22 protein-coding genes are annotated in these 23,363 nt (G+C 52.5%); 18 read left to right on the forward strand and 4 right to left on the reverse strand.

Annotated elements, in window-relative coordinates:
- Nucleotides 1-35 precede the first annotated feature (35 nt).
- The 4 genes from ssuD to ribB are packed head-to-tail and all read left to right on the forward strand — an operon-like array spanning nt 36 to nt 3,991.
- Nucleotides 36-1,169 carry an FMNH2-dependent alkanesulfonate monooxygenase gene (gene ssuD / locus ACIDE9_RS03760; RefSeq protein ID WP_411992799.1) on the forward strand — a complete coding sequence of 378 codons (1,134 nt, stop codon included), beginning with the start codon at nt 36-38 and terminating at the stop codon, nt 1,167-1,169.
- A gap of 8 nt (nt 1,170-1,177) precedes the next feature.
- Entirely contained in the window at nt 1,178-2,398 is a 1,221-nt protein-coding gene (locus ACIDE9_RS03765) for an acyl-CoA dehydrogenase family protein (RefSeq protein ID WP_411992853.1), read from the forward strand.
- Nucleotides 2,399-2,416: 18 nt separating this feature from the next.
- On the forward strand, nt 2,417-3,274 hold the full coding sequence (locus tag ACIDE9_RS03770; RefSeq protein WP_411992801.1) for an amidohydrolase family protein: 858 nt from the start codon (nt 2,417-2,419) through the stop codon (nt 3,272-3,274).
- 15 nt (nt 3,275-3,289) lie between these two features.
- Nucleotides 3,290-3,991, forward strand: coding sequence for a 3,4-dihydroxy-2-butanone-4-phosphate synthase (gene ribB, locus ACIDE9_RS03775; protein ID WP_411992803.1), 702 nt, complete (start codon nt 3,290-3,292; stop codon nt 3,989-3,991).
- A 69-nt stretch (nt 3,992-4,060) separates the two neighbouring features.
- Here the strand turns inward: ribB and ACIDE9_RS03780 are convergent, their stop codons facing one another.
- On the reverse strand, nt 4,061-5,293 hold the full coding sequence (locus tag ACIDE9_RS03780; RefSeq protein WP_411992805.1) for an SfnB family sulfur acquisition oxidoreductase: 1,233 nt from the start codon (nt 5,291-5,293) through the stop codon (nt 4,061-4,063).
- A gap of 443 nt (nt 5,294-5,736) precedes the next feature.
- Here ACIDE9_RS03780 and msuE point away from each other — a divergent pair, with 443 nt between their 5' ends.
- The 9 genes from msuE (at nt 5,737) to ACIDE9_RS03825 (ending at nt 14,400) form a co-directional block, all read left to right on the forward strand.
- Nucleotides 5,737-6,312 (forward strand): FMN reductase, encoded by a 576-nt coding sequence (msuE, locus tag ACIDE9_RS03785; RefSeq protein ID WP_411992808.1) that lies wholly within the window; start codon nt 5,737-5,739, stop codon nt 6,310-6,312.
- A 26-nt stretch (nt 6,313-6,338) separates the two neighbouring features.
- On the forward strand, nt 6,339-7,427 hold the full coding sequence (gene sfnG / locus ACIDE9_RS03790) for a dimethylsulfone monooxygenase SfnG (protein WP_411992810.1): 1,089 nt from the start codon (nt 6,339-6,341) through the stop codon (nt 7,425-7,427).
- 19 nt (nt 7,428-7,446) lie between these two features.
- A complete protein-coding gene (locus ACIDE9_RS03795; protein WP_411992812.1) occupies nt 7,447-8,613 on the forward strand; it encodes an AMP-binding protein in 1,167 nt (388 codons plus the stop codon).
- Nucleotides 8,610-9,401, forward strand: coding sequence for an ABC transporter ATP-binding protein (locus ACIDE9_RS03800; RefSeq protein ID WP_411992814.1), 792 nt, complete (start codon nt 8,610-8,612; stop codon nt 9,399-9,401). Before ACIDE9_RS03795 ends, ACIDE9_RS03800 begins: the two co-directional genes overlap by 4 nt.
- A 9-nt stretch (nt 9,402-9,410) precedes the next feature.
- The gene (locus ACIDE9_RS03805) at nt 9,411-10,292 is read left to right on the forward strand and encodes a branched-chain amino acid ABC transporter permease (RefSeq protein WP_411992816.1); all 882 of its coding nucleotides are present in this window, start codon (nt 9,411-9,413) and stop codon (nt 10,290-10,292) included.
- Between the two features lie 22 nt (nt 10,293-10,314).
- Nucleotides 10,315-11,382 (forward strand): branched-chain amino acid ABC transporter permease, encoded by a 1,068-nt coding sequence (locus ACIDE9_RS03810; RefSeq protein WP_411992818.1) that lies wholly within the window; start codon nt 10,315-10,317, stop codon nt 11,380-11,382.
- A gap of 117 nt (nt 11,383-11,499) precedes the next feature.
- Nucleotides 11,500-12,846 carry an ABC transporter substrate-binding protein gene (locus ACIDE9_RS03815; protein ID WP_411992820.1) on the forward strand — a complete coding sequence of 449 codons (1,347 nt, stop codon included), beginning with the start codon at nt 11,500-11,502 and terminating at the stop codon, nt 12,844-12,846.
- A gap of 103 nt (nt 12,847-12,949) precedes the next feature.
- Nucleotides 12,950-13,735 carry an ABC transporter ATP-binding protein gene (locus ACIDE9_RS03820; protein ID WP_411992854.1) on the forward strand — a complete coding sequence of 262 codons (786 nt, stop codon included), beginning with the start codon at nt 12,950-12,952 and terminating at the stop codon, nt 13,733-13,735.
- A 98-nt stretch (nt 13,736-13,833) separates the two neighbouring features.
- On the forward strand, nt 13,834-14,400 hold the full coding sequence (locus ACIDE9_RS03825; RefSeq protein WP_411992821.1) for a PEP-CTERM sorting domain-containing protein: 567 nt from the start codon (nt 13,834-13,836) through the stop codon (nt 14,398-14,400).
- A 58-nt stretch (nt 14,401-14,458) separates the two neighbouring features.
- Here the strand turns inward: ACIDE9_RS03825 and ACIDE9_RS03830 are convergent, their stop codons facing one another.
- Nucleotides 14,459-15,562 carry a porin gene (locus tag ACIDE9_RS03830; protein ID WP_411992824.1) on the reverse strand — a complete coding sequence of 368 codons (1,104 nt, stop codon included), beginning with the start codon at nt 15,560-15,562 and terminating at the stop codon, nt 14,459-14,461.
- 351 nt (nt 15,563-15,913) lie between these two features.
- On the opposite strand from ACIDE9_RS03830, the gene ACIDE9_RS03835 reads away from it, so the two are divergent.
- The 4 genes from ACIDE9_RS03835 to ACIDE9_RS03850 all read left to right on the forward strand — a co-directional run bounded on the left by ACIDE9_RS03835 (nt 15,914) and on the right by ACIDE9_RS03850 (nt 21,223).
- Nucleotides 15,914-17,182, forward strand: coding sequence for an HlyD family secretion protein (locus tag ACIDE9_RS03835; protein WP_411992826.1), 1,269 nt, complete (start codon nt 15,914-15,916; stop codon nt 17,180-17,182).
- Nucleotides 17,183-17,203: 21 nt separating this feature from the next.
- Nucleotides 17,204-19,327 (forward strand): peptidase domain-containing ABC transporter, encoded by a 2,124-nt coding sequence (locus ACIDE9_RS03840; RefSeq protein ID WP_411992827.1) that lies wholly within the window; start codon nt 17,204-17,206, stop codon nt 19,325-19,327.
- Complete coding sequence (locus ACIDE9_RS03845; protein WP_411992829.1) at nt 19,324-20,808, forward strand: TolC family protein; 1,485 nt, start codon at nt 19,324-19,326, stop codon at nt 20,806-20,808. Before ACIDE9_RS03840 ends, ACIDE9_RS03845 begins: the two co-directional genes overlap by 4 nt.
- Nucleotides 20,809-20,989: 181 nt before the next feature.
- Entirely contained in the window at nt 20,990-21,223 is a 234-nt protein-coding gene (locus ACIDE9_RS03850) for a hypothetical protein (protein WP_194752432.1), read from the forward strand.
- Between the two features lie 67 nt (nt 21,224-21,290).
- Here the strand turns inward: ACIDE9_RS03850 and ACIDE9_RS03855 are convergent, their stop codons facing one another.
- Nucleotides 21,291-21,653 (reverse strand): hypothetical protein, encoded by a 363-nt coding sequence (locus tag ACIDE9_RS03855; protein ID WP_194752431.1) that lies wholly within the window; start codon nt 21,651-21,653, stop codon nt 21,291-21,293.
- A 72-nt stretch (nt 21,654-21,725) separates the two neighbouring features.
- Nucleotides 21,726-22,682 (reverse strand): L-threonylcarbamoyladenylate synthase, encoded by a 957-nt coding sequence (locus ACIDE9_RS03860; RefSeq protein WP_411992832.1) that lies wholly within the window; start codon nt 22,680-22,682, stop codon nt 21,726-21,728.
- A gap of 102 nt (nt 22,683-22,784) precedes the next feature.
- Here ACIDE9_RS03860 and ACIDE9_RS03865 point away from each other — a divergent pair, with 102 nt between their 5' ends.
- Nucleotides 22,785-23,108 (forward strand): cupin domain-containing protein, encoded by a 324-nt coding sequence (locus ACIDE9_RS03865; protein WP_194752429.1) that lies wholly within the window; start codon nt 22,785-22,787, stop codon nt 23,106-23,108.
- The last annotated feature ends 255 nt before the right edge of the window (nt 23,109-23,363 follow it).

Here is a 23,363-nt window from a genome sequence, read left to right on the forward strand (position 1 = left end):
CATGTATGCAGCATGAATAGAAGGAACAATACATCATGGAAATTTTCTGGTTTTTACCCACGCACGGTGACCAGCGTTACCTTGGCACCAGCAAAGGTGCCAGACCGGCCACCCTGTCTTATTTAAAACAAATTGCACAGGCAGCAGATCGCCTGGGCTATGGCGGGGTGCTGGTGCCCTCGGGCCGCTCTTGCGAAGATGCATGGGTGATTTCGTCTGCCTTGATCAATGAAACCAAACAGCTCAAGTTTCTGGTGGCGACACGGCCAGGATTTGTGTCGCCCGTGGTGTCGGCGCGCATGGCCTCGACGCTGGATCGTATTTCTGGTGGTCGTTTGCTGATTAATGTCGTTGCGGGTGGGGATCCAGCCGAGCAGCAGGCCGAAGGCAGCTTTTTGGCACACGATGCGCGTTATGCGGAGGCTGAGGAGTTTCTGTCTATCTGGCGCTCTGTGTTGGCTGAAGAGGTGGTGGATTACGAAGGGGAATACCTGCGCGTGAAGGGCGCCAGTTTGCCGACGGGTAGTTTGCAAAAGCCTTATCCACCATTGTTTATTGGCGGCGCGTCAGAAGCCGCGATTCAGCTGAGTAGCAAGCATATTGACGTGCATTTAACCTGGGGTGAGCCACCCGCCGCGGTGGCCGAAAAAATCCGCGTCATCCGGGAGGCGGCTGCCAAACAGGGGCGCAGTATCCGTTTTGGTATTCGCTTGCATGTGATTGTGCGCGAAACCAGTGAGCAAGCCTGGCAGGCGGCTGACGAACTGATTTCACATGTGACCGACGAAACCATTGCTGCCGCGCAAGCCGCGGTGGCCAATTTTGACTCGGTGGCGCAAAAGCGCATGACGGCACTGCATCATGGCCGCCGCGACCAACTGGAGGTCTCGCCTAACTTGTGGGCTGGGGTTGGCCTGGTGCGTGGCGGGGCGGGTACTGCGCTGGTGGGCAATCCGCAAGAAGTGGCTGAACGCATTAAAGAATACCAGGCGCTGGGCATTGATTACTTTATTTTCTCCGGTTATCCGCACTTGGAGGAGTCATACCGTGTGGCGGAGTTGTTATTCCCGTTGTTGCCGCTCAAGCAGCAGGCCGATGCAGAGGTCAGCATCAATACCAATATGACAGGCCCGTTTGGCGCAGCCAAACCAGTCAAGCATGCGGCATAGGAGGGATGATGACACTGGCACTGAATTCACGCCTGGACGACGTTGAAACATCGCATGGCGTTGCCTTTAGCGGCTCTACGCAGGAGATCACCCGGCAATTATGCGATTACCTGGCACAGACGGCAGTAGAACGCGATGCCGCAGGTGGTACCCCTTACGAACAGCGGCAGGCCGTACGTGATAGCGGCTTGCTCAAGCTGCTGATTGCAAAAAGCGATGGCGGTTTGGGTGGCAACTGGCAGGAGATCTACAGCATCATCCGCCAGATTGCGCGCGTCGATAGCTCAATCGCGCAGGTCTTCGCTTTCCAGTTTTTAATGCTGACGTCTATCCGGCTATATGGCAGTGAGTCGCAATGGCAGCAGTATTTCCGCCTGACGGCTGAGCAGAATATCTGGTGGGGCAATGCCTTGAACCCGCTGGATAATCGCACCATTGCCCGCAAAGTGGCTGCCGGCTATGTGTTTAGCGGGCAAAAAAGCTTTTGCTCTGGCTCCATGGATTCTGACTACCTGATTGTGTCGGCGATTGAGGAGGGCACTGGTAGGTTTTTGGTGGCTGCCGTGCCTACCGACCGTGCCGGTATTCATCTCAACGGCGATTGGGACAATATCGGCCAACGGCAGACCGATAGTGGCAGCGCCGAATTTAACCAACTGCGGGTCGATGACAGCGAGTTGCTGATGAATCCTGGCCCGTTGAGCTCGCCATTTGCCAGTTTGCGATCATTGGTAGCGCAGCTGATTTTCACCAATATCTACCTCGGGATTGCTGAAGGCGCACTGGCCGAAGGTGCGAAATACACGCGAGGCAGCAGTCGGGTGTGGTCGGGCTCATTGGCGAATACCATCCATGAAGATCCGTTTACCTTGCTGCATTACGGCGAGTTTTGGGCCAGCTTGCATGCCTCGGCGGTGCTGGCCGACCACGCTGCCAACTTGCTCGATGCGGCCTGGCAACAAACGCTGGGCCTGGAGGAGCAAACGCGTGGTGAGCTGGCGCTGGCGGTGTTTTCGGCCAAAGTGAATGCCACACGGGCCGGGCTGGATGTGACCACACGCATTTTCGAAGTGGCGGGCGCACGCGCCACCACTGCCAAGCTACGCATGGATAGATTCTGGCGCAATTTGCGTGTGTACACGCTGCATGACCCGGTGGATTACAAACTGAAAGATTTAGGCGATTGGGCGCTGAACGGCCAGTACCCAACTCCCAGCTTTTACGCATAATACAGAGTAAGAAAGTATATGAAACAAAGAATTATTGATCTACGCAACCGTCCTGCTTTTTTGCATGACTTTTTTGGCGCCACGCCTGATACACCCGCCTACGAAACTGCCAAATGGCTCAATCAGCGTGTTGGCTCGCTAGAGCCTGAACACTTTCGCCGCTCTTATACGTTGGAAGGCTATTTGCAGGAGATAGACGCCGCAGGTATTGATTTCGCCGTGGTGGTTGGGCGCGAAACGCCAGATTTGACCATAGACGATCAGCAGATTGCTGACCTGGTGAAGCACAGCCCGAAACTGGTGGGTTTGGGCTCGGTTGATATTGAAACGCGTGGCGTGGAAAGTGCGCTGGCGGCGATTGAGAAAGCCGTGAATCACTATGGATTCAAAGCCATTAATATCGAGCCCGGTTTTGGCAAACCAGCACGCCAGGTGGATGACCCGATGTTTGACCCGGTGTATGAGGCGTGCCAGCAATACGGTGTGCCGGTGTGCGTGATGTCTGGTCCGACCACGCCAGATTTGGACTATGCGCACCCGAATGCAGTCGCCAGGGTGGCGAGAAAATATCCCAACCTGAACATTATTTGTTTTCACGGCTATTACCCGTTTGTGAACGAAATTGTCGGTGCTGCTTTGCGTTACCCCAACCTGTATTTAGTGCCGGATATGTATATTTTCCAGCCAGGGGCTGAGTTGTATGTACAGGCCGCTAACCAGTTTTTAGGCGATCAGTTGCTGTTCGGCACCTCGTATCCGTTTAGACCCATGCAGCAAACCATTAACGATTTTGCGGCGCTTGGCTTTAAAGAGGCGGTGCTGGACAAAGTGTTTTATCAAAACGCGGCACGGTTGTTAAACCTCAGCGTTGAGTGAGTTTAAGGAAGCAGCATGTTACAAAAAACAGAACAGTTTGATGCAGTCACCGATGCGATCGAGGCCATCGCCAATGGCGAGTTTGTGATTGTGGTGGATGATACCGATCGTGAAAACGAAGGCGATTTGATTATTGCCGCTGAAAAAATTACCACCGAAAAAATGGCGTTTCTGGTCAGGCATAGTAGCGGCCTGGTCTGCGTGGGTATGTCCGCGCCACGTTTACAGGCGCTGGATTTACCACAAATGGTGACGCATAACGCTGACCCTTTCCGCACCGCGTTTACAGTAAGTGTGGATTACAAGTACGGCACCACCAGCGGCATTTCGGCGGCGGATCGTGCGCTCACGCTACGCAAGCTGGCCGACCCAGCCAGTGTGGCCAGTGATTTTCACCGCCCTGGCCATATTTTCCCGTTACGTGCGCGCCGTGGCGGTGTGCTGGAGCGGCCGGGCCATACCGAGGCGGCGCATGACCTGGCGGCACTGGCAGGCTTGCAACCGGTGGGCGTGCTATGCGAAATCGTTAATGACGACGGCAGCATGGCCAGGCGCCCGGATTTATTCAAATTCGCAAGACAACATGGGTTAACCATCATCACTATTGCAGACATGATTTCCTATCGCGAGCAGCAGTTGACCTATGCACCGCCACGCATGCATGGTGTCCGCCAACGAAGCAAATTGCTGGATGCTGCCATGGTCTATAGCGGTTAAACCTAATCATCGCTTAAAGCAATAAAGCCCTCATACGAGGGCTTTATTGTAACCACTTGAATGAACGCGTTAAATCCAAGGGTGGCGTGGTGGTTTCACGTTGTTCAAACTGTAATTGCCCACGGCATGGTATTTCCAGCGTACCGGGTCATGCAGCGTATGCGTACGCGCATTACGCCAATGGCGGTCCAGGTTGTATTCACCCAGGGTCGAGCGCGTGCCAGCGAGTTCAAACAGTTTGCTACCCGCCAGCAGTGCGGTTTCTGTACTCAGCACTTTGGCTTCGGCGACGGCGATAGACGCTTCTGCCACCGTGTCTTCATTCGGGTTGCGTTGCGCTTCGTCTATGTATTCCCCGGCGCGCGCCAACAAAGCTTCAGTCGCGTGTAAACGAATCTGCAAGTCGCCGATGTCTTTAATGGTGTGCGGGTCTTCGTAACCGTGTTCGAGGTCGGTATCTATCCATGGGCGGGTGTAGTTGCGCACAAAGTGCAGCGTATCTTTAAACGCGGCACGCGCAATGCCGGTATCGACAGCGGCCTGGATAATTTGGGCGACTGGGCCCATGGCGGTCGGGCGGTCAAATGCCAAATGGTGCGGCAACACATATTCGCTAGGCACAAAAATATTTTCCAAAATAGTCGTGCCGCTGGCGGTGGTGCGCTGGCCAAAGCTGGACCAGTCGTCAATGATGGTCAGGCCTTCTGCGCCTGCAGGCACAAAAGCCACCACGGTATTGTCCTGTTCATCTTTGGCCACCACGGGTACCCAGTCAGCCAGCAAGGCTCCAGAAGAATAGAATTTTTTGCCGTTTAAGAAGTAGCCGCTGTTAGTCGGTGTCAGTTTGGTTTTGACATCATTGACACTGCGGGTGCCGATCTCAGAAAACGCATTACCAAAGCGCACGCCTTGCAGCACCAGCTCATAAAAATATTTCTTTTGAAACTCGGTGCCGTCCAAGCGTAGGCCTTCCACCATATACAAATGGTTTTGTGGAATCTGGCCAATGCTGGGGTCGGCTTCTGCCACCGTGGCAATCACTTCCGCCAGTGTTTTATTCGACACAAACGCACCGCCATATTCTTTAGGTACGGTAATGCCCCATAAGCCGCTACTGGAGAATAAATCCAGCTCCTTGCGTGGCAAGCGTCTTTCCTGGTCGCGGAGTATGGCTTCTTTGGCGATCTCACTGGCAACTTGCTTGGCCACGCTAATGGCTTCGGCATCGCTGGTGATGATATGTGCCGGTTGGCGCGGCTGGTGATTAGGCAAATGCGCAATCTTGCTTGCATGTGCAGTCATATTGAATCCTTATCAAGTAAAGGTTGGGAATAAATACGCAGCGTTTAGTTAAAAAGTGGCTGCGCGTCCGTGTATGACTTTGCATTTAGCATGCCAATAGTTAACTAATTGTTTTTAAATAACAATCATGCAATCTGTATTTTTCACCGCCTCTATAGAAACAGTTTTTTGCTGAATGTCTGCTGATTAATCAGCAATTGAGCCTGTGCAATGCACAAACAAGCCATGACTTAGCTGCTGCATTTTGAGAGGGGTTGCTGGTATAGCAGCAGTGCATCAGCAAAACAGGCCTGAATTCAACAGGGTGAAAATCATTAAAAACAGTATAAGTATTTGAAATTTAACACTAAATTAGTTTGGCATGGATGCTGCTAAGTATTAAGTGAGCTGGCCTGACCGCTATTGCACATGCAAAGCGGCAGCAGCAATCTTAATGAGGAGTCATGATGAGCCGTCCGTTAAAAGTCACTGCCGTGTCCGGTAGTTATAAATTGCCTTCCAGAACAGCTGCGCTGGTGGAGGCAATCACCCAACAGTTGGGTAAGCAATTGCCGATTGATCTGCACCTGATCGAATTAAATGAAATAAGCAGCAGCCTGGTCGCGTCTTACGACCCCAAAGCGCTGCCACTCAAGGTGCAGAAAGATATTCAGGCCATTGAAACCGCTGACCTGTTAGTCGTCGCGACGCCGGTCTACCGCGCGTCTTACACCGGTTTGTTTAAACACCTGTTTGACCTGGTTGACTACGAAGCACTGGTCAATGTGCCGGTGTTGCTGGCGGCGACAGGTGGCAGCGAGCGCCATGCCTTGATTATTGATCATGAGTTACGTCCGCTGTTTAGCTTTTTCCAGGCACTGACTTTGCCGATCGGTGTGTATGCCACCGAAGCCGATTTTGAAAACTACCAGGTGAAAAGTGAGGCCGTCACTGCGCGTATCGCGTTGGCCGTCGAGCGAGCCCTGCCTTTGCTCAAACATCGTGAGCTGATTAATAAAGACCGTTTGCTGGCGGTATAAGCCAGGCGACTATTTGGAGAATAAACATGAGTACAGAAAACATTAAATTTGCCTATTGGGTGCCTAACGTCAGTGGCGGCCTGGTGGTGAGTAACATTGAGCAACGCACCAGTTGGGATATCGACTACAACCGCAAACTGGCGCAAATTGCCGAGAAGGCCGGGTTTGAATACGCCTTGAGCCAGATCCGTTTTACGGCGGGCTATGGCGCGGAATTCCAGCATGAGTCTGTGTCTTTTTCGCACGCGTTATTGGCGGCGACCACTAAATTAAAAGTGATTGCAGCGATTTTGCCCGGGCCATGGAATCCGGTGCTGGCGGCCAAGCAGTTGGCGACTATTGATCTGCTGACCGAAGGCCGTATCGCCGTGAATATTGTGTCTGGATGGTTTCGTGGTGAATTCACCGCGATTGGCGAGCATTGGCTGGACCATGATGAGCGCTATCGCCGTTCTAAAGAGTTTATTGAGGCGCTTAAAGGTATTTGGACGCAAGATAACTTTACCTACCGGGGCGATTTCTACCGTTTTAGCAATTACACCCTGAAACCAAAACCATTGCAGCAGCCACATCCGGAAATTTTCCAGGGTGGCAGCTCACGTGCCGCGCGTGACAACGCAGCCAGCGTGTCTGACTGGTATTTCACCAACGGCAATACGGTTGAGGGTATCAAGGCACAAGTGGATGATATTCGTACCAAAGCTGCTGCTAATAATCACCAGGTCAAAATCGGCGTCAATGCCTTTGTGATTGCGCGTGATACCGAAGAGGAAGCAAAAGCAGTATTGGCCGAGATTATTGCCAAAGCTAACCCGGAAGCGGTGAATGCCTTTGGCCATGAGGTGAAAAATGCAGGTGCTGCCAGTCCTGAGAAAGAAGGCAATTGGGCCCAGTCGACCTTTGAAGACCTGGTGCAATACAACGATGGCTTTAAAACCAATTTGATCGGTACCCCACAACAAATTGCCGAACGCATCGTTGAGTTAAAAGCGGTGGGTGTAGATTTGATTCTGTCTGGCTTTTTGCACTTTCAGGAGGAGGTGGCCTACTTTGGCGAAAAAGTATTGCCACTGGTGCGTGAGCTCGAAGCCAAGAAACTGGCTAAAGCTGCTTAATCAATCGACTAGAAACCCTATGGCCGCTGAGACATTACCAAACTGGTTAGCCTGGCAAGCGCGAGAGCGCCCAGCCAGAGTGGCCATCCGCCACAAGCAACTGGGTATCTGGCAGCAAATCAACTGGCAGACCGCGCATGATGCCGTGTTGCGTGCTGCACGGCGGTTGCAGCAACAAGGCTTTAGCAAGGGCGATACGCTGTTTTTGCTCAGTGAGCCCAGGCCAGAGGCTTTGTTGCTTTCGCTGGCAGCGCATTGGTTAGGCGGCGTGTCTGCGCTGCTGGATCCTGCCTACGCACAACCGCAGTTGCTGGATTTGCTGCATACACTGCGGCCCAAGTTTGTGTTTGCAGAAGCGCAGGCGCAGGTTGACCAGGTATTGGCCGCCAAACCAGATGTACAACTGGTGATCTATGCGGATGCCCGCGGCCTGGCGGATTATCGCCATCCGGCCATACAAGCATACAGCCAGATCATGACGGGTGCCATTGACGAGGCGTTGCCTGCGTTGGACAGTGTGGCGGGCACTAACGATATTGCGTTCCGTTTTTACCGGCTGAGTGATGGGTATCAGTTGGAGTATCGCGAGTTAAGCCATGCCGAGTTGTTGAATAACGGTCGGCAACTGGTCGCACAGGAAGCACTCAGCGATCAGGAGCAAGCGCTGGCGGCGCGGGCATTTGCTGCTAGTGGCCATGCCCGGTATTTGCTGTCGCCGTGGTTGCTGGCCGGTTTTACGCTGAACTTCCCCGAAAACCTGGCCACCCGCGACACCGACCGGCGCGAGCTGGGGCCTACGCTGGTGGCGGGCACGGCAGCGACTTACCAGCCTTTATATGCGCTCACGCAATCGCGTTGGCCGCTTGCCAATAGCTGGCAGTTTTTACTGGTGACCTGGGCGTTACGGGTTGCGCAAAAACGGCTGCCGGTGTTATCCACAGTTGCAAAGTGGCTGGTGATTCTGCCCTTGCAAGATGTGCTTGGCCTGCGCCGCACGCGCGTGCCTTTATTGGTCGGCGAACCTTTGTCGGCTGAAGCGGAGCAGTTCTTTTTGTCTATCGGTATTCATGTACGCGCCTGGCCAGAAGAGTCCGTTTGGCGAACCAGCCAGTTGCAAGTGATTCCGCAACAGTCACCAGACCTTGGTCACTACTTTGGCTTGAAAGCATTGAGGTCAGCCATATGACAGCAGCCGCACAACCATTATTGGTGCTGGACAGTATTTCACTGTCATTCAAGGGCGTGAAAGCCATCACCAACATCAGCTTTGCCGTCAAAAAAGGTGAAATCTGCGCCTTGATCGGCCCCAATGGCGCCGGTAAGAGTTCATTACTGAATGTGATTAACGGTGTCTACAAAGCCGATGAGGGGCGTATCACTTATCAGGGCGAATCCCGCACCACCATGCATCCGCAATGGGCCGCCAGGCGCGGTGTGGCGCGCACCTTTCAAAACATTGCCTTGTTCAAGGGCATGTCGGTGCTGGATAACGTGCTCACCGGCACCAACCTTAAAGTGAAGAGCAGTTGGCTGGAGCAGGTGTTCAACCTCGGCCGCGCACCGGCCGATGCGCTGCGTCAGCGCCAGAAAGCCGAGCGCGTGATTGCCTTCCTCAAGTTGCAGCCCTGGCGCAACAGCATTGTTGGCGGCTTGCCTTACGGTTTGCAAAAACGTGTTGAGCTGGCGAGAGCGCTGGCGGCCGAGCCGGAATTGCTACTGCTGGATGAGCCGATGGCAGGTATGAATGCCGATGAAAAAGCCGAGATGAGCCGCTTTATCGTCGAGACCCAGCGCGAATTTGGCACCACCATCGTGCTGATTGAACATGATATCGGCGTGGTGATGTCGCTGTCTGACCATGTGGTGGTGCTCGATTATGGCAAAAAAATCGGTGACGGTTCGCCTGATGAAGTGCGTGCCAACCCAGAAGTGATTGCCGCTTACCTGGGCACCAAGCATGGCGAAACGGCCTAAGGATAACAAATGAATTTCTTTCTCGAGGTACTCACGGGTGGTTTGCTGGCTGGCGTCATGTATTCGCTGGTGGCGATTGGTTTTGTGCTGATTTATAAGGCCTCAGGCGTGTTCAACTTTGCCCAGGGTTCTATGGTGCTGTTTGCTGCACTGACCTTTGTCAGCTTGCTGGAGCGAGGCGTACCGTTTTGGGGTGCATTTGTCATCACCTTGATCACCATGGCGCTGCTAGCATGGCTGATTGAATTGCTGGTCTTGCGTAAATTGGTCAACCGCTCGCCCATCACCTTGTTTATGGCGACATTGGGATTGAGCTATATCGTTGAGGGCCTGGCGCAAGCGGTGTGGGGCGCGCAAGTACATGCGCTGGACATCGGCATTAACGATGAGCCTTATGAAGTGTTTGGCATTTTGCTGTCGCAGTTTGACCTGTTTGCCGCCGCGATTGCGGGTGGGTTGGTGGTGTTGCTGGGCTTTTTGTTCAATAAAACCCGTATTGGCATTGCCTTGCGCGCCGTGGCTGACGACCAGTTGGCCGCGCTGGCGGTCGGCATACATCTGCAGCGCTTATGGCTGATTGTGTGGGCGGTGGCTGGGTTTGTTGGCCTGGTGGCTGGTATGTTGTGGGGTGCGCGTGTGGGTGTGCAATTTTCACTGTCGCTCATCGTGCTTAAAGCTTTGCCGGTGCTCATCATCGGCGGCTTCACTTCGATTGAAGGTGCGATTGTTGGCGGCCTGATCGTCGGTGCCAGCGAAAAACTGGCCGAAGTGTTTATCGGGCCACTCATTGGTGGCGGTATCGAAAACTGGTTCCCTTATGTGCTGGCCATGTTGTTTTTACTGGTCAGGCCATATGGGCTGTTTGGCGACAAAGCCATAGAACGCGTGTAAATAAGGCGCAGGTATCAACACTATGCTGTATCAAGAATCCGGACAATTTGTCACCGCTTACCAGCAGGATAAGCGCTTTTTCAGGCTTAAACAGGAGCGCCGGGCGTTTGCGGCATTGCTGGCATTCGCGTTTCTTCTGGTGCCTGTCATCGGCAATGATTACTGGTTTAGCGCCATTCTCATCCCGTTCCTGGTGCTGTCACTGGCCGGGCTGGGCTTGAACCTGCTCACGGGCTATGCCGGGCAGTTGTCGCTAGGCTCAGCTGCGTTTATGGCCGTGGGCGCGTTTGCCACCTATAACTTTCATCTGCGCATTGAAGGTTTGCCCCTAGTGGCCAGCCTGATTCTAGGTGGCTTGACTGCGGGTGGCGTGGGCTTGCTGTTTGGCTTGCCCAGTTTGCGTATCAAAGGCTTTTACCTGATTGTATCTACGCTGGCGGCACAGTTTTTGGTGCAATGGGTATTCACCAACTTCTCCTGGTTTTCGAACAACTCTTCTTCTGGGGTCATTACGGCACCGCCGTTGCAGCTATTAGGCACCGACTTGAGTTCGCCCGTCGGCCGCTATCTGCTGACATTAACCGTGGTGTTGGCATTCGGCGTGCTGGCAAAAGTCATTGTCAGCGGCGAGTTGGGCAGAAAATGGATGGCAGTGCGTGATATGGATACCGCTGCCGCCGTCATCGGTATTTCGGTGCCGAAAACCAAACTGTTAGCGTTTGCCATCAGTTCATTTTACCTGGGCATTGCTGGCGCGTTGTGGGCATTCACTTACCTGGGGACGGTTGAGCCACATGGCTTTGATCTATCTCATTCTTTCCAGATTTTGTTCATTATTATCATCGGCGGTATGGGCAGCATCTTGGGTAGTTTTCTCGGCGCGGCGTTTATTGTGCTGTTTCCTATCTTGCTTTCCAACTTGTCTTCTGGCCTGCTCGCTGGGTCTATAGACCCAGGGCAGCTAGAGAATTTCCAGAAAATGATCTTTGGCGCGCTGATTATCTTTTTCCTGATCAAAGAACCCAATGGTTTGGCCCAAGTCTGGCAAACCATCAAGCAACGGTTGCGGGTCTGGCCGCTGCGTTTTTAGGCCGTTCATTCCCATCGAATAAAGGAGACTTTTCATGTGTTGAACGCTTAATACGGACTTTTATATAACTAAAAACGATTAGTAGCTATTTTTATATTTTCAATAAGGAGTTTTAGAGTGAAATTTTTAGCTAAACATCGCTGGCTATGGCTAGCATTCGGCTTGGCAGTGAGCAGTGTGAGCACGCAAGTGCAGGCCGCCAATGAGCAATATTTTCCGTTACAGAGTTACCGCATCGGGCCTTATGCCGCGGGTGGCTCCGGCTTTTTTGGGGGCTTTATTGACTACCTGCAATACGTCAATGCCAAAGACGGCGGCGTGAACGGTGTGAAATTCACCTGGAGCGAGTGCGAAACTGAATACGTGGTGGAAAAAGGCGTCGAGTGCTACGAGCGCCTGAAAAAAGGCTTGAACGGCGCACCAGCGGCGGCGACCAATCCACTGTCTGTAGGCATTGCTTATGCCACGCTGGATCGTTCTACCGCTGACAAATTGCCGTTGATTACCATTAACCACGGTCGTACCGACTCCACCGATGGTAGCGTGTTTCCGTATGCCTTCCCGCTGCAATTGAATCCTTACAGCGAAGTGTCGGCGATTGTGAATTACATTGCCCACCAATCTGGTGGCCTCGATAAGCTTAAAGGCAAGAAGATCGTCACGCTGTATCACGGCTCACCTTACGGCAAAGAAACCAGCCCGATTCTGGAACTGCTGGCGAAGAAATATGGCTTTGAGTTGACGCTGATTGAAGTGCCGCACCCAGGCAACGAGCAGCAGTCACAGTGGCTGAGCATCCGCCGTATTAAACCAGACTGGGTGATTCTGCGTGGCTGGGGCGTGATGAACCCGGTGGCTTTGAAGACCGCACAAAAGACTGGCTTCCCGGCTGACCATATCATCGGCAACATTTGGAGCAACTCCGAAGACGACGCGGCGCCTGCAGGCAATGCGGCCAAAGGGTTTATCTCGATTACCACCCATCCTTCTGGCACCAGCTTCCCGGTATTGCAGGGCATTAACCAATATGTGATTAAAGCTGGCAAAGGCAATCTGCAAGACCCTAAACGCTTTGGCAATGTGTATTACAACCTGGGCGTGGTCAACGGCATTTTGAACGTTGAAGCCGTGCGCGTGGCACAAGCCAAGTTCGGCAAGCGTCCACTGACCGGTGAAGAGGTGCGCTGGGGCTTCGAGAATATCAAGCTGGATGATGCGCGTCTGAAAGAACTCGGTGCCCTGGGCCTGGTACAGCCATTGAAACTCAGTTGCGCTGACCATGAAGGTGGTGGTGCGGTGCGCTTCCAGCAATGGGATGGCAGCAAGTGGAAAGTTATTTCAGAGTGGGTACAGGCTGACCGCCAGTTGTTGCGCCCGATTATTGAAAAGTCTTCACACGAGTATGCCAAGGAAAAAGGCATCACGCCGCGTGATTGCAGCAAAGAAGAAGTTGCTGCCAAATAAATAGGCAGGGATGAAATCAATGCACACCGCAACGTGCGGTGTGCATGTGCAGTTTGATGCCGTGGGCAGTCAATGCCGACGTGATCAAATTGAGGAGGTGGTGATGTCGCAATCACAACAAATAAATTCAATACAGCACAATCTGGCGTACGAACCGCTATTGCAAATGGATGATATTGAAGTGATCTATGAAAAGGTCATTTTTGCCATCAAACATATTTCACTGCAAGTCGGGCCGCAGTCTATTGTTGCGTTGCTGGGTGCCAATGGCGCCGGTAAAAGCACTATCCTGAAAGCAATTTCCGGCCTGGCACCGGCGCAACGCGGAGAGGTCGTGCAAGGCAAGATTGTCTATGGCGGCAAGGAGATCACCCAAGCCACACCACGTCAGTTGGTGGCACAAGGCCTGGTGCAGGTGCTGGAAGGCAGGCATTGCTTCGGGCATTTAACCGTGGAAGAAAACCTGCTCACCGGCGCATTTATCCGCCGGCCTTCCAGTAAGGCATTGGCACAGGATCTGGAAAGGGTCTATGCCTTTTTTCCGCGTCTCAAATTGCTGCGCAAAAACTATGCGGGATATACGTCAGGCGGAGAACAGCAGATGGTTGCCATCGGTCGCGCCCTGATGGCGAATCCCAAACTGATCCTGCTTGATGAACCCTCCATGGGCCTGGCACCGCAGATTGTTGAGGAAATCTTTGAAATTGTGCACCAATTACAGCAAAGCCAGAGCCTGAGCTTTTTACTGGCTGAGCAGAATGCCACCGTGGCGTTGCGTTATGCCAACTATGCTTATGTGCTCGAAAGCGGGCAAATCACCCACCACGGCGATGCGCAAACCATTGCCAGCAGCCAGGTCTTAAGTGACGCTTATCTGGGTGGCCGCTAATGCATGACCCATTCAGGTAGTTACAATTTAGTAATAAATTGTGTAACATATTTGTTGCAATTATATAAAACTAACTGTAAACACTTTGGGAGCTTTCGATGCTAAAACAACTTGCTGGTGCTTTTTCATTTATTGCAATTACGTCCTTTATGACGCCGGTGGCCATGGCTTATGACTTTGATGGTACTGCTTTGGTCAGTCCGGACTCTGTAGACTATTCATTTAATGCGGCTGCGACGGCTGCGACCGTTTCATTTGACCTGATTGGTTACGCAACCCTGGATGGTTTTCCAGACAACAATTATGAAGATTATTTCACCCTCTCAGTGAACGGCAGCGCTGTGTTTTCTGCGAGCTTTAACCTGGGTGGTGATGGTGGCCCGATCACGATTACTCAAGGTGACGCAAGCTACGTGTCAAATTATGTCTACAACGGTTTTAATAACGGCGGCTCGTTGACCATTACACTGCCAGTCACTTTGGTATTAGGTAGCAATAACCTGACTTTCAGTTACGCCAGTGCCATTCCACAAGGGTTGGGTGATGAAGGCTGGGGTGTTAAAAACTTGTCTGTGACCACTGTGCCTGAGCCAGAGTCTTATGGTTTGTTGATGGCTGGTTTAGGTCTGGTAGGCTTTGCCGCCAGAAGAAAAGCTGGTAAATAAGTATTGCAGCAGTAAAAAAACGGCCTTGCAGGCCGTTTTTTATTGTCTGAACAAAGGCTTAGAAGAAGTGTGCGACATGGAAAATGGCTTTAATGCCGTCAATATCCGGCAAGTTGTTGCGATTCTCCCTGAAGTAGAACACATCAATACGCTTGTTGCTGTCGCCGTCGATTAAATAGCCTACACCCACATCAATACGTTTGCGGTCGAGGCCGGTGGTGTCATTGTTAAACTCCTGGTAAATCACTTTGGGCTGGAATTTGCCTATGCCCACTTTGTCAGCAAACGTATAGCTGCCGTTGATGAAAAAGCCTTTGGCTTCCGGCAATACGGTATCACCGGTATTGTCGTTATCGTAGTTGTAATATGAGGCCTCCGCGCCCAGCACAGCGCCATTACTCAACGGCTTTTCCAGTCGCGCATCCAGGTTCCAATACTTGGAATCGCCTTTATTCAAAATAGTGCCGGTGCCATCTTTCTGGTAGCGGTAAGAGCCGCCGACAGACAGGATGGATTTTTTGCCATCGTAGCTGGATAGGTTGTAAAAGCCAGGCTCGGTATCCCAGAAGTTGTATTGCAGGCGTGTGGCATAAGACAGGTTGTCAGCCTGGTTAGAGCCGCCCTGACGACCATTGGTGGCCGAGACATAGTATTTAAAGGCATTGCTGCTGTCTGAGCCAAAGAACACGGCGCCATTGTCACGGCCGCCAAACTGGTAAGAGCCTTGCTCGGCAATCGGGAAGTCAAAGGTGGTCGAATACATGGGCGCAACGGCAGAGGCGCGGCTGGCGGCCGGCAAAAAGCGGCCAATCCAGAAATTGGCGTAATTGTTGAATTCCAGGCCCAAGTGACCATCCAGTAACTCTATTTTGTCGTCTGCCGTATTGCGGGCAAAGTTAAATTCAAACGAGACGTTTTCGTGCAGTTTGCCGTTGGTATATAAACGCGCTTCTTCCACTTCAAAGTCATTAGAACGGTCTTTACCACTGGGGGCGGCGTCTTTAATCGAACTAAAGCTGACACGCGAGGCAATACCGATATTAATGAACTGGTTGTCATTGCGCTGTATGGTGGCTTCGGCAAATGCCTGGCTGCTGAGCAGGGCCAGGCTGGTTAATAAAGAAATACGGTGCAGGCTGTGAGGGGTAGGTTTGTTTTTCATGTATTCACTCTGAGATTAGTCATTCGGTTATCAATGGATATCAGTCGTCCTCATCACGCGCAGGCGTGATGAGGTCACGTTCCAGAATGTTTAATTGCAGAATGTGTGCCACAAAATTAAGTGATAAAAATCAATGGCTTGAGTTGTTCTGTGGGAATGGCGGATGCTGGCTTATCCGCAGGGTGCTGTTAGCCTGCCTTGCAATCAGCATGTGTACTGTCCGACTTGGTGGCGATGTTTTTCTTAACATATATTGACATTAAATTTGTCACACCCCTATAATTCGCTGGTTTGTTAATAAATATTATCTCAATTTACCAGGTGTAATCTCCGTCGCTGGCATCTACCGTCATGGCCAATCAGCCTTTATTCCGTCACGCTGCGCTCAATGCACAAAAAAACCATTGGCTGGGCACTATCCTGCTAGTGCGTCCTGTCAGTTACCTGTTGCTCACTGGCCTGGCCATCATCTTTGCGGTGATTGTGGTGCTGTTTATGGCGTGTGCGACTTATACCAAGCGTAGTACGGTCATGGGGCAGTTGGTGCCGGAAACAGGCTTGTTGAAAGTGTATGCGCCGCAATTAGGGCTGGTGGTTGAAAGGAAAGTGCAAGAAGGGCAGCTGGTCAAGCAAGGCGATATTCTGTTTGTATTGTCCAGTGAGCGTTACTCGGATGGGCAGGGCTCTGTGCAGGCGTCCATCAGCGCACAACATACCCAACAACGGCAATCGCTGCGCGACGAAATCGTCAAAACCAGGCTGCAACAGCATGATGAACAACAGGCATTGCAGTCACGTCTGCTAGGGATTCAGGAAGAGCTGACCCGGCTGGCAGCACAATATAAAGCGCAGCAGACGCGCGTGACATTGAGCGAAGAGGCGTATCAACGCTATCAGGGATTGCTGGAGAAAAACTATATTTCACGTGAGCAAACGCAGCAAAAACAAGAGGATTGGATAGAGCAGTCTTCGCGGCTAGAGTCCATGGCGCGCGAACAGGTGCGCATGCAACGTGATGTGCTTGCCCGTCAGGACGAGTTGTCCAGTGTGCGGGCCAAACATCAAAACCAGATTGCGCAGCTGGAGCGCAGTGTGTCCAGTGTCAATCAACAGCTGACCGAAAGCGAAGCCAAGCGACGCCTGGTGATCCGTGCGCCTGAGTCCGGCACGGCCACTGCCGTCGTTACAAATGTCGGCATGGCGGTCGAAGGCAGTCGGCCGCTGCTGAGTATTGTGCCGCGTAGCGCCAGGCTGGAAGCGCATTTGTTTGCACCCAGCCGCGCCGTGGGGTTCGTCCGCCCCGGTGTGCCGGTGCGCTTGCGTTACCAGGCTTATCCCTACCAGAAATTTGGCCAGGCGACTGGCCGGGTGGTGTCCGTGTCGAAGACAGCGTTGCCAGCCAGTGAGATTTTTACCATGGGCAATCCTGCTGGTAATAACCAAAACAACGAGCCTTATTACCGCATTTCAGTCGTGCTAGACCAGCAAGCCATCGTCGCTTATGGCGTCAGGCAACCCTTGCAGCCTGGCATGTTGCTGGATGCTGACGTCATGCTCGAACGTAGGCGCTTGTATGAGTGGGTGCTGGAGCCATTAATTAGTTTGACTGGCAAGTTGTAGCCATGGAAATGAAAGTGAGTCATGTCTTTTCTTAGTCAGCTGTCTTTTGGCCTGGGGCGTACACTGCCCATCACGTTACAAACCGAGGCCAGCGAGTGCGGCTTGGCCTGCCTGGTCATGGTGTCAAACTATCATGGGTTTCGCACCGACCTGGCGACCATGCGTCGATTGTTCCTGGTCTCAATCAAGGGCACGACCCTGAGTCACCTGATGGGCATGGCGCAAGCCGTGGGTTTTACCACGCGCCCGGTCAAACTAGAGCTGGAAGACTTAAAAGATTTGCGTCGGCCGTGCATTTTGCACTGGAATTTCAACCACTTTGTGGTGTTGAAAGAGGTGGGCGCGCGCCAGGTGGTGATTCATGACCCGGCCATGGGTATACGCAAGTTGAGTTTTGATGAGGTGTCTGCCGCATTTACTGGCGTGGCATTGGAGTTGTGGCCCAACCCAGGCTTTAAGCAGGTGACCTTTAAACAAAGCGTGAAATTGCGTGACATGATGGGGCATGTCACCGGTCTTTATCGTTCGCTGGGGCAGGTGTTGCTGTTAGCGCTGGCGTTGGAGGTGTTTGCGCTGGTGTCGCCGTTTTATATGCAATGGGTCGTTGACCATGCGCTGGTGTCGGCAGACCGGGATTTGCTCACCACGCTGGCACTTGGTTTTGGCCTGCTGGTCTTTATGCAGCAGGCCATTAGCACGGTACGCGCTTGGGTCATCATGCATATGTCTACCACGCTCAACGTGCAATGGCGGGCCAATTTATTTGCGCACTTGATCCGCTTGCCGGTCGGTTTCTTTGAAAAGCGGCATCTGGGCGATGTGGTGTCGCGTTTTGGCGCCATTGATCAAATCCAGCACACGCTGACCAGTACCTTTGTCGAAGCCATCCTAGATGGTGTGCTCACCGTGGCGACCTTGGCCATGATGTTTTTGTATAGCCCGACCATGGCCTGGATCGCTATCGGTGCCATGCTGTTGTATGGCCTGGGGCGCTGGGCCTGGTTTCGGCCTTTGCGCAATGCCACTGAAGAGCAAATCGTGCATGCCGCCAAACAGCAAACCCATTTTATTGAAACCGTGCGCGGTGTGCGGGCGCTTAAGTTGTTTCAACGATTAGACGAGCGCAGAAATAGCTGGTTAGGCTTGTTTGTCGAGCAAGTGAATGCTGACTTACGTACGCAAAAGTTGCAGGTGATGTACCGCTTGCTGAATGGCTTGTTGTTCGGCGTGGAGCGTATCCTCATTATCTGGCTAGGCGCCAAACTGGTGATGGAGGGTGCGTTCACGATTGGCGTCTTGCTGGCTTTTATTGCCTATAAAGACCAGTTTGTGACGCGCGTGAGCGGCCTGATTGACCGCATGGTTGAGATGCGTATGTTGCATTTGCAAGGTGAGCGCCTGGCGGATATTGCCCTGGCCGAGCAGGAGCCTGAAGTCGTGGATACCATGAGCAAGCAGGAGATTGAAAAACTGCCTGCCAATATTGTGATTCAGGGCTTGCGTTACCGTTATGCGGATGGCGAACCTTGGGTGCTGGATGGCGTCGACCTGGAGATTGCTGAAGGCGAATCGGTGGCCATTGTCGGCGCTTCCGGTTGCGGTAAGTCCACCTTGATGAGCATTATGCTCGGGCTGCGCCCTTTTAAAGAAGGGCAGATATTGGTGGGCGGGCAACCGTTGTCCAAACTGGGCTTGTCGCATCTGCGCAATATGGTCGGTACGGTGATGCAGGACGATGCGCTGTTTGCAGGCTCTATTGCTGACAATATTGCATTTTTCGATCAGCAAGTTGATATGGCGTGGGTGGAAGAATGTGCGCGCAAGGTGGCAGTCTATGAAGAAATTGCCGTCATGCCCATGGGCTTTAATACCCTGATCGGCGATATGGGCGCAGCGCTGTCTGGCGGGCAAAAACAACGTATCCTGCTGGCACGCGCTTTATATAAAAAGCCCAAAATCCTGTTCCTCGACGAAGCGACCAGCCACCTAGATGTGGCGCGTGAAACCATGGTCAACCAGGCCATACAGGCGCTCGATATGACGCGCGTGATTATTGCGCACCGGCCCGAGACCATCGCTTCGGCCAAGCGTGTGATTGTGATGGCGGCGGGCAAAGTCCATATGACGGCGTTGGCGGACGCATGAGTGTATCCTTGCGCCAGGCATTGCCATTATGCTGGGTGCTGGGGCTTGTATTGCCAGTCAGCGCCATGGCACTGCAATTGACCGACTTTACTGAGTTCCAGGGGCGCGTCGCCGGTAGCCCGGCCAAAGAGATGTTAACGACAGCGGCTGAATCTGAATTGGCGCCCTGTGCCGCGGCCTTGCCGCAACGGCCGCTGACACTGCTTGATGTGGTTGAGCAGGCTTTATGCAACAGTCCGCGTAGCGCCGAGGCCTGGTCCATCGCCAAAGCGCAGGCCGCGCAAGTGGCGGTACAAAAGTCCAATTATTTACCGCGTATCAATATCACGGCAGGCACGGCCAAAGTGAGAAATCACGTTGAAAACTCATTGTTCTCTTCGCTGGACCAGGACAATCACATTACTAACCGTACGGCCAGCTTACGTCTGAGCTGGTTACTGGCTGACTTGGGACAGCGCTCGGCCAAGCTTGGTCAGGCACAAGCCTTATTAAATGCCGCCAATGCTGCGCATGATGCTGCCTTGCAAGAAGTGTTTATCACCGCCGCCCAGGCGTATTTTGACAATTTGACCACACAGGCCACTTTGACCGCTTTTGAGGATGCTGAGTCACTGGCCAAGGAAAGCCTGGCCGTGGCAACGGCCAAATTCAAGGCTGGTGTCGGTTTACTCACCGACCAGTTACAAGCGCAAACGGCTTACGCTCAAGCCCGGCTAGATAGAACCAAAGCCGAGGGGGACCTGAAAAATGCCCATGGCACGTTGTCCGCCGCCATGGGCTTAATGGCCAATACCACCTTTCAGCTGTTAAAACGCAGCCAACCACTGGAGCAGGCAGATTTTCTTAACCGGGTGGATGTGCTGATCCAACAGGCCCTCGAATCGCATCCGGCCATTCTTGCCGCGAAATCTAAAGTACAGGCCGCTGAAGAAAATATGAAGGCTGTGCGTGCAGAAGGACTGCCAACCTTAAACCTTAATACTGAATTGAGTCGTTCGGATCAGATGGGCTATCAGCAACTGGCAAACTTTCCGGCCAGTAGTGTGTACTCAACCACGGCCACCGTCGGTTTGCAGCTGAATATGCCTTTATTTGAAGGGTTTTCGCGTAGCTATCAGGTGCAATCTGCCGAAGCAGAGCGTCAAACACGCGTGGCAGAACTGAATCGCATCATGCAGCAGGTCTCGCTGGAGGTATGGAAAAGCTATCACGCTTTGATGTCAGAACGCGAAAATCTGCGTGCGACGGAGGAGCTCGTGCGCCATGCTCAAGAGGCGTTTCAGGTCGCGCAAGGGCGTTATCAGGCCGGGGTGGGCAATATGATCGAGTTGCTGGGGGCGCAAAATGCACTGTCCAGCGCCAGGCAGCAGCATATCAAGTCGCTGGCAGCCTTGCGTGCGGCCAGATTGAAACTCGCTGCCAATATGGGCAATGTCGGCTTGTGGGCGATTGTCGAACCTTTGAACATCAATGGCCGTTAACCTGTTTACGTAATTGTTAATTTTAGTTAATATTATGTTGCTGTGATGTGGCTGTTATGCAGCGATATCACCGTCTGAATTATCTTGAATCAAGGTGATGGTGGGCGCGAGTTAATTGTGCAGTCGTCAAGGATTGCATGGTTAGAAAGAGCACATTAATAACGTAAATGAGGAGAAGTAAATGGCAATTCAAAACTTGAAAAAGGTTGAAGTTGAAGCGGTTTCTGGCGGTGCGGGCTTGGATCTGTCCGGTTTGCTGGGTGGCATTCCGTTGTTAGGTGGTTTGCTGGGCGGTGCGACCAGTTCTACCGGCGGCACGGTCAACGGTTTGGTCAGTACCCTGTCGGCGATCCCATTGGTTGGCCCCCTCTTAGGTAGCGTGCTTGGCCTGTTTGGCGGCTTGGTCAGCATTTAACAGACTCGGTTTTCCCCTCCGATGTATTTGCCCTGCTTTTGCAGGGCTTTTTTGTGCCAACAGCTACTTACTTTTTGGTCTCGGCAGGTTTGCAGTTTTTGAGGTGTAAATGATCACTGTCATCCAGCGTGGTTTGCTCGCCGTTCAGGCGCAAATCCATGGTGCCGTAGTGATAAAGCTGCTTATCGCTCGCATCTCTGGCCAGGCCAATTTCGTGATCAGGCAGCATGACCCAGGCTTCGTCACCATTTGCAGATAGTTTCAGGCCAAAAGACTGGTAGTTGTCGCATTGGTAATGGATGGCTTCTTTGCCATAGCGCGGTATTTCCTTGGTGCCTTTGTCAAACATGCTGGGAAACTCAAAGCTGGCGCAGCCAAACAATAAGGCAGAGGCGGCAGCGATCATCAAATGTTGATAGGTATTTTTCATTGTGTGTATCTTGTTCTAATCAGAGGCTATAAATAAATATGCACCATATTGTGCCAGTCATGCCTCACAGACTCAATTGTTTTGGTCGTCGGGCTGGTAGGCCGCACGTTGCAAGCGGTCACGCAATGCATCCCATTCCGGGCTGACTGGTGGCGATTCGATCAGGATCACCTCAGCCTGTGCGGTGTCCAGTGTATGTAGTGCGGCGTAGAGTTGCTCAGCTGCTTGCGCTGGGTTATTCGGCAGGTAAACATCTTTGGCTGTCACCTGCTGTGCATTGCCAAACAACAGCGCAGCGGCTGCTGGCCTGGTTTGGGCGTAGTGCAACATGGCTGGGATTGACGCAAATAGCAGGCAGGGGGTACGTGGCGAATAATGCAGCAAATGCTGGCCAGGTACCTTCGGTGTTGGCACCGATTGCTGGGTGGCCGGTTTGCCTGCAATCGCGGCGATCGCTGCAGCCTCTATCATGCCTGGGCGCAATAATTGCCACTCGTCTCCGTGCACGCTGACGATGGTTGACTCTATCCCTACCTGGCAGGCACCGCCGTCCAATACAGGGATGTCATGGCTCAGGCCAGACTCCACATGCTCAGCCGTGGTGGGGCTCAACTGTGTATATTTATTGGCAGAAGGCGCGGCAAGCCCCAGACCGCTATCTTTTAACAGGGTAAGTGCCACCGGGTGTGCCGGCACGCGCAAGGCCACGGTTGGTTCGCCAGCACGTACGGTTTGCGATACCTCAGCGCGCGCTGGTAATACTAATGTCAGCGGTCCTGGCCAGAATGCGTGTGCCAGTTGTTGTGCCAATGGTGGAAACTCACTCGCCCAGTCCGCCACTTGTGCTGAGCTGGCAATATGCACAATCAGTGGATTGTTGGCCGGGCGCTGCTTCGTCGCATATATTTTGGCAATGGCCGATTCGTTGCGTGCATCAGCCGCCAATCCATATACCGTTTCTGTCGGGATGGCGACTACCTCACCACGCTTTAACAGTTCAATCGCCTTTGCCGGGCTGATACGCATCATGCACTCTGTATATTTGTAAAAATTCTATTTTACTATCGAAAACCATGCGTGCTAAAGCATGGCTTCCTATAAAATGCGCGGTTCAGTATAAGGAGCAGCAAAATGCAAATTCAAGTTCAACATAATCCTGCCGAAACACAATTAAAGACACTCGGTGTTGCCAAGTGGCCCACCTGGCAAAAAGAAGTGTCTGTTTTTGACTGGACATTCCATGAACAAGAGCAGGCATATATATTAGATGGCGAATGTGTGGTCACTCCGGTAGGCGGCACACCTGTCAGTTTTGGCAAGGGTGACTTCGTTACTTTTCCGGCAGGACTCAAAGTCAGCTGGGAAGTGAAGCAGCCTTTGCATAAGCATTATCATCTGGATGGCAATGTCTTGACGCAAACATGGTTGCGACTCAAAGCAGCTTTCAAGAAATAATCATCAATTTGTAACAGAATTGTAATAGTGGTGAATGGGGGCTTGACCGCAATCCTCATCGCTGTAGAATGCGCGGCTTCCTTAAACGAAACGACATGTTGAGTTGTCAGGATGTGCCTTTAGCGGGGTGGGTTGATAGTGATTTGAAACGAGTTTTTAAATTGCTGTTGACGCGATAAAAAACCTCTGTATAATGCGCACCTCGTTACGAAATAACGGTAACGAAAACAGCGAAAAGCTGATGTTCTTTAAAAA

The organism is Methylophilus sp. 'Pure River', assembly GCF_046765995.1.
Lineage (GTDB): Bacteria > Pseudomonadota > Gammaproteobacteria > Burkholderiales > Methylophilaceae > Methylophilus.

Bases quoted from the DNA above. Each gene is read 5' to 3' on its own strand.
- ssuD (WP_411992799.1), top strand. From the start codon at position 36: ATGGAAATTTTCTGGTTTTTACCCACGCACGGTGACCAGCGTTACCTT.
- ACIDE9_RS03765 (WP_411992853.1), top strand. From the start codon at position 1,178: ATGACACTGGCACTGAATTCACGCCTGGACGACGTTGAAACATCGCAT.
- ACIDE9_RS03770 (WP_411992801.1), top strand. From the start codon at position 2,417: ATGAAACAAAGAATTATTGATCTACGCAACCGTCCTGCTTTTTTGCAT.
- ribB (WP_411992803.1), top strand. From the start codon at position 3,290: ATGTTACAAAAAACAGAACAGTTTGATGCAGTCACCGATGCGATCGAG.
- ACIDE9_RS03780 (WP_411992805.1), bottom strand. From the start codon at position 5,293: ATGACTGCACATGCAAGCAAGATTGCGCATTTGCCTAATCACCAGCCG.
- msuE (WP_411992808.1), top strand. From the start codon at position 5,737: ATGATGAGCCGTCCGTTAAAAGTCACTGCCGTGTCCGGTAGTTATAAA.
- sfnG (WP_411992810.1), top strand. From the start codon at position 6,339: ATGAGTACAGAAAACATTAAATTTGCCTATTGGGTGCCTAACGTCAGT.
- ACIDE9_RS03795 (WP_411992812.1), top strand. From the start codon at position 7,447: ATGGCCGCTGAGACATTACCAAACTGGTTAGCCTGGCAAGCGCGAGAG.
- ACIDE9_RS03800 (WP_411992814.1), top strand. From the start codon at position 8,610: ATGACAGCAGCCGCACAACCATTATTGGTGCTGGACAGTATTTCACTG.
- ACIDE9_RS03805 (WP_411992816.1), top strand. From the start codon at position 9,411: ATGAATTTCTTTCTCGAGGTACTCACGGGTGGTTTGCTGGCTGGCGTC.
- ACIDE9_RS03810 (WP_411992818.1), top strand. From the start codon at position 10,315: ATGCTGTATCAAGAATCCGGACAATTTGTCACCGCTTACCAGCAGGAT.
- ACIDE9_RS03820 (WP_411992854.1), top strand. From the start codon at position 12,950: ATGTCGCAATCACAACAAATAAATTCAATACAGCACAATCTGGCGTAC.
- ACIDE9_RS03825 (WP_411992821.1), top strand. From the start codon at position 13,834: ATGCTAAAACAACTTGCTGGTGCTTTTTCATTTATTGCAATTACGTCC.
- ACIDE9_RS03830 (WP_411992824.1), bottom strand. From the start codon at position 15,562: ATGAAAAACAAACCTACCCCTCACAGCCTGCACCGTATTTCTTTATTA.
- ACIDE9_RS03835 (WP_411992826.1), top strand. From the start codon at position 15,914: ATGGCCAATCAGCCTTTATTCCGTCACGCTGCGCTCAATGCACAAAAA.
- ACIDE9_RS03840 (WP_411992827.1), top strand. From the start codon at position 17,204: ATGTCTTTTCTTAGTCAGCTGTCTTTTGGCCTGGGGCGTACACTGCCC.
- ACIDE9_RS03845 (WP_411992829.1), top strand. From the start codon at position 19,324: ATGAGTGTATCCTTGCGCCAGGCATTGCCATTATGCTGGGTGCTGGGG.
- ACIDE9_RS03850 (WP_194752432.1), top strand. From the start codon at position 20,990: ATGGCAATTCAAAACTTGAAAAAGGTTGAAGTTGAAGCGGTTTCTGGC.
- ACIDE9_RS03855 (WP_194752431.1), bottom strand. From the start codon at position 21,653: ATGAAAAATACCTATCAACATTTGATGATCGCTGCCGCCTCTGCCTTA.
- ACIDE9_RS03860 (WP_411992832.1), bottom strand. From the start codon at position 22,682: ATGATGCGTATCAGCCCGGCAAAGGCGATTGAACTGTTAAAGCGTGGT.
- ACIDE9_RS03865 (WP_194752429.1), top strand. From the start codon at position 22,785: ATGCAAATTCAAGTTCAACATAATCCTGCCGAAACACAATTAAAGACA.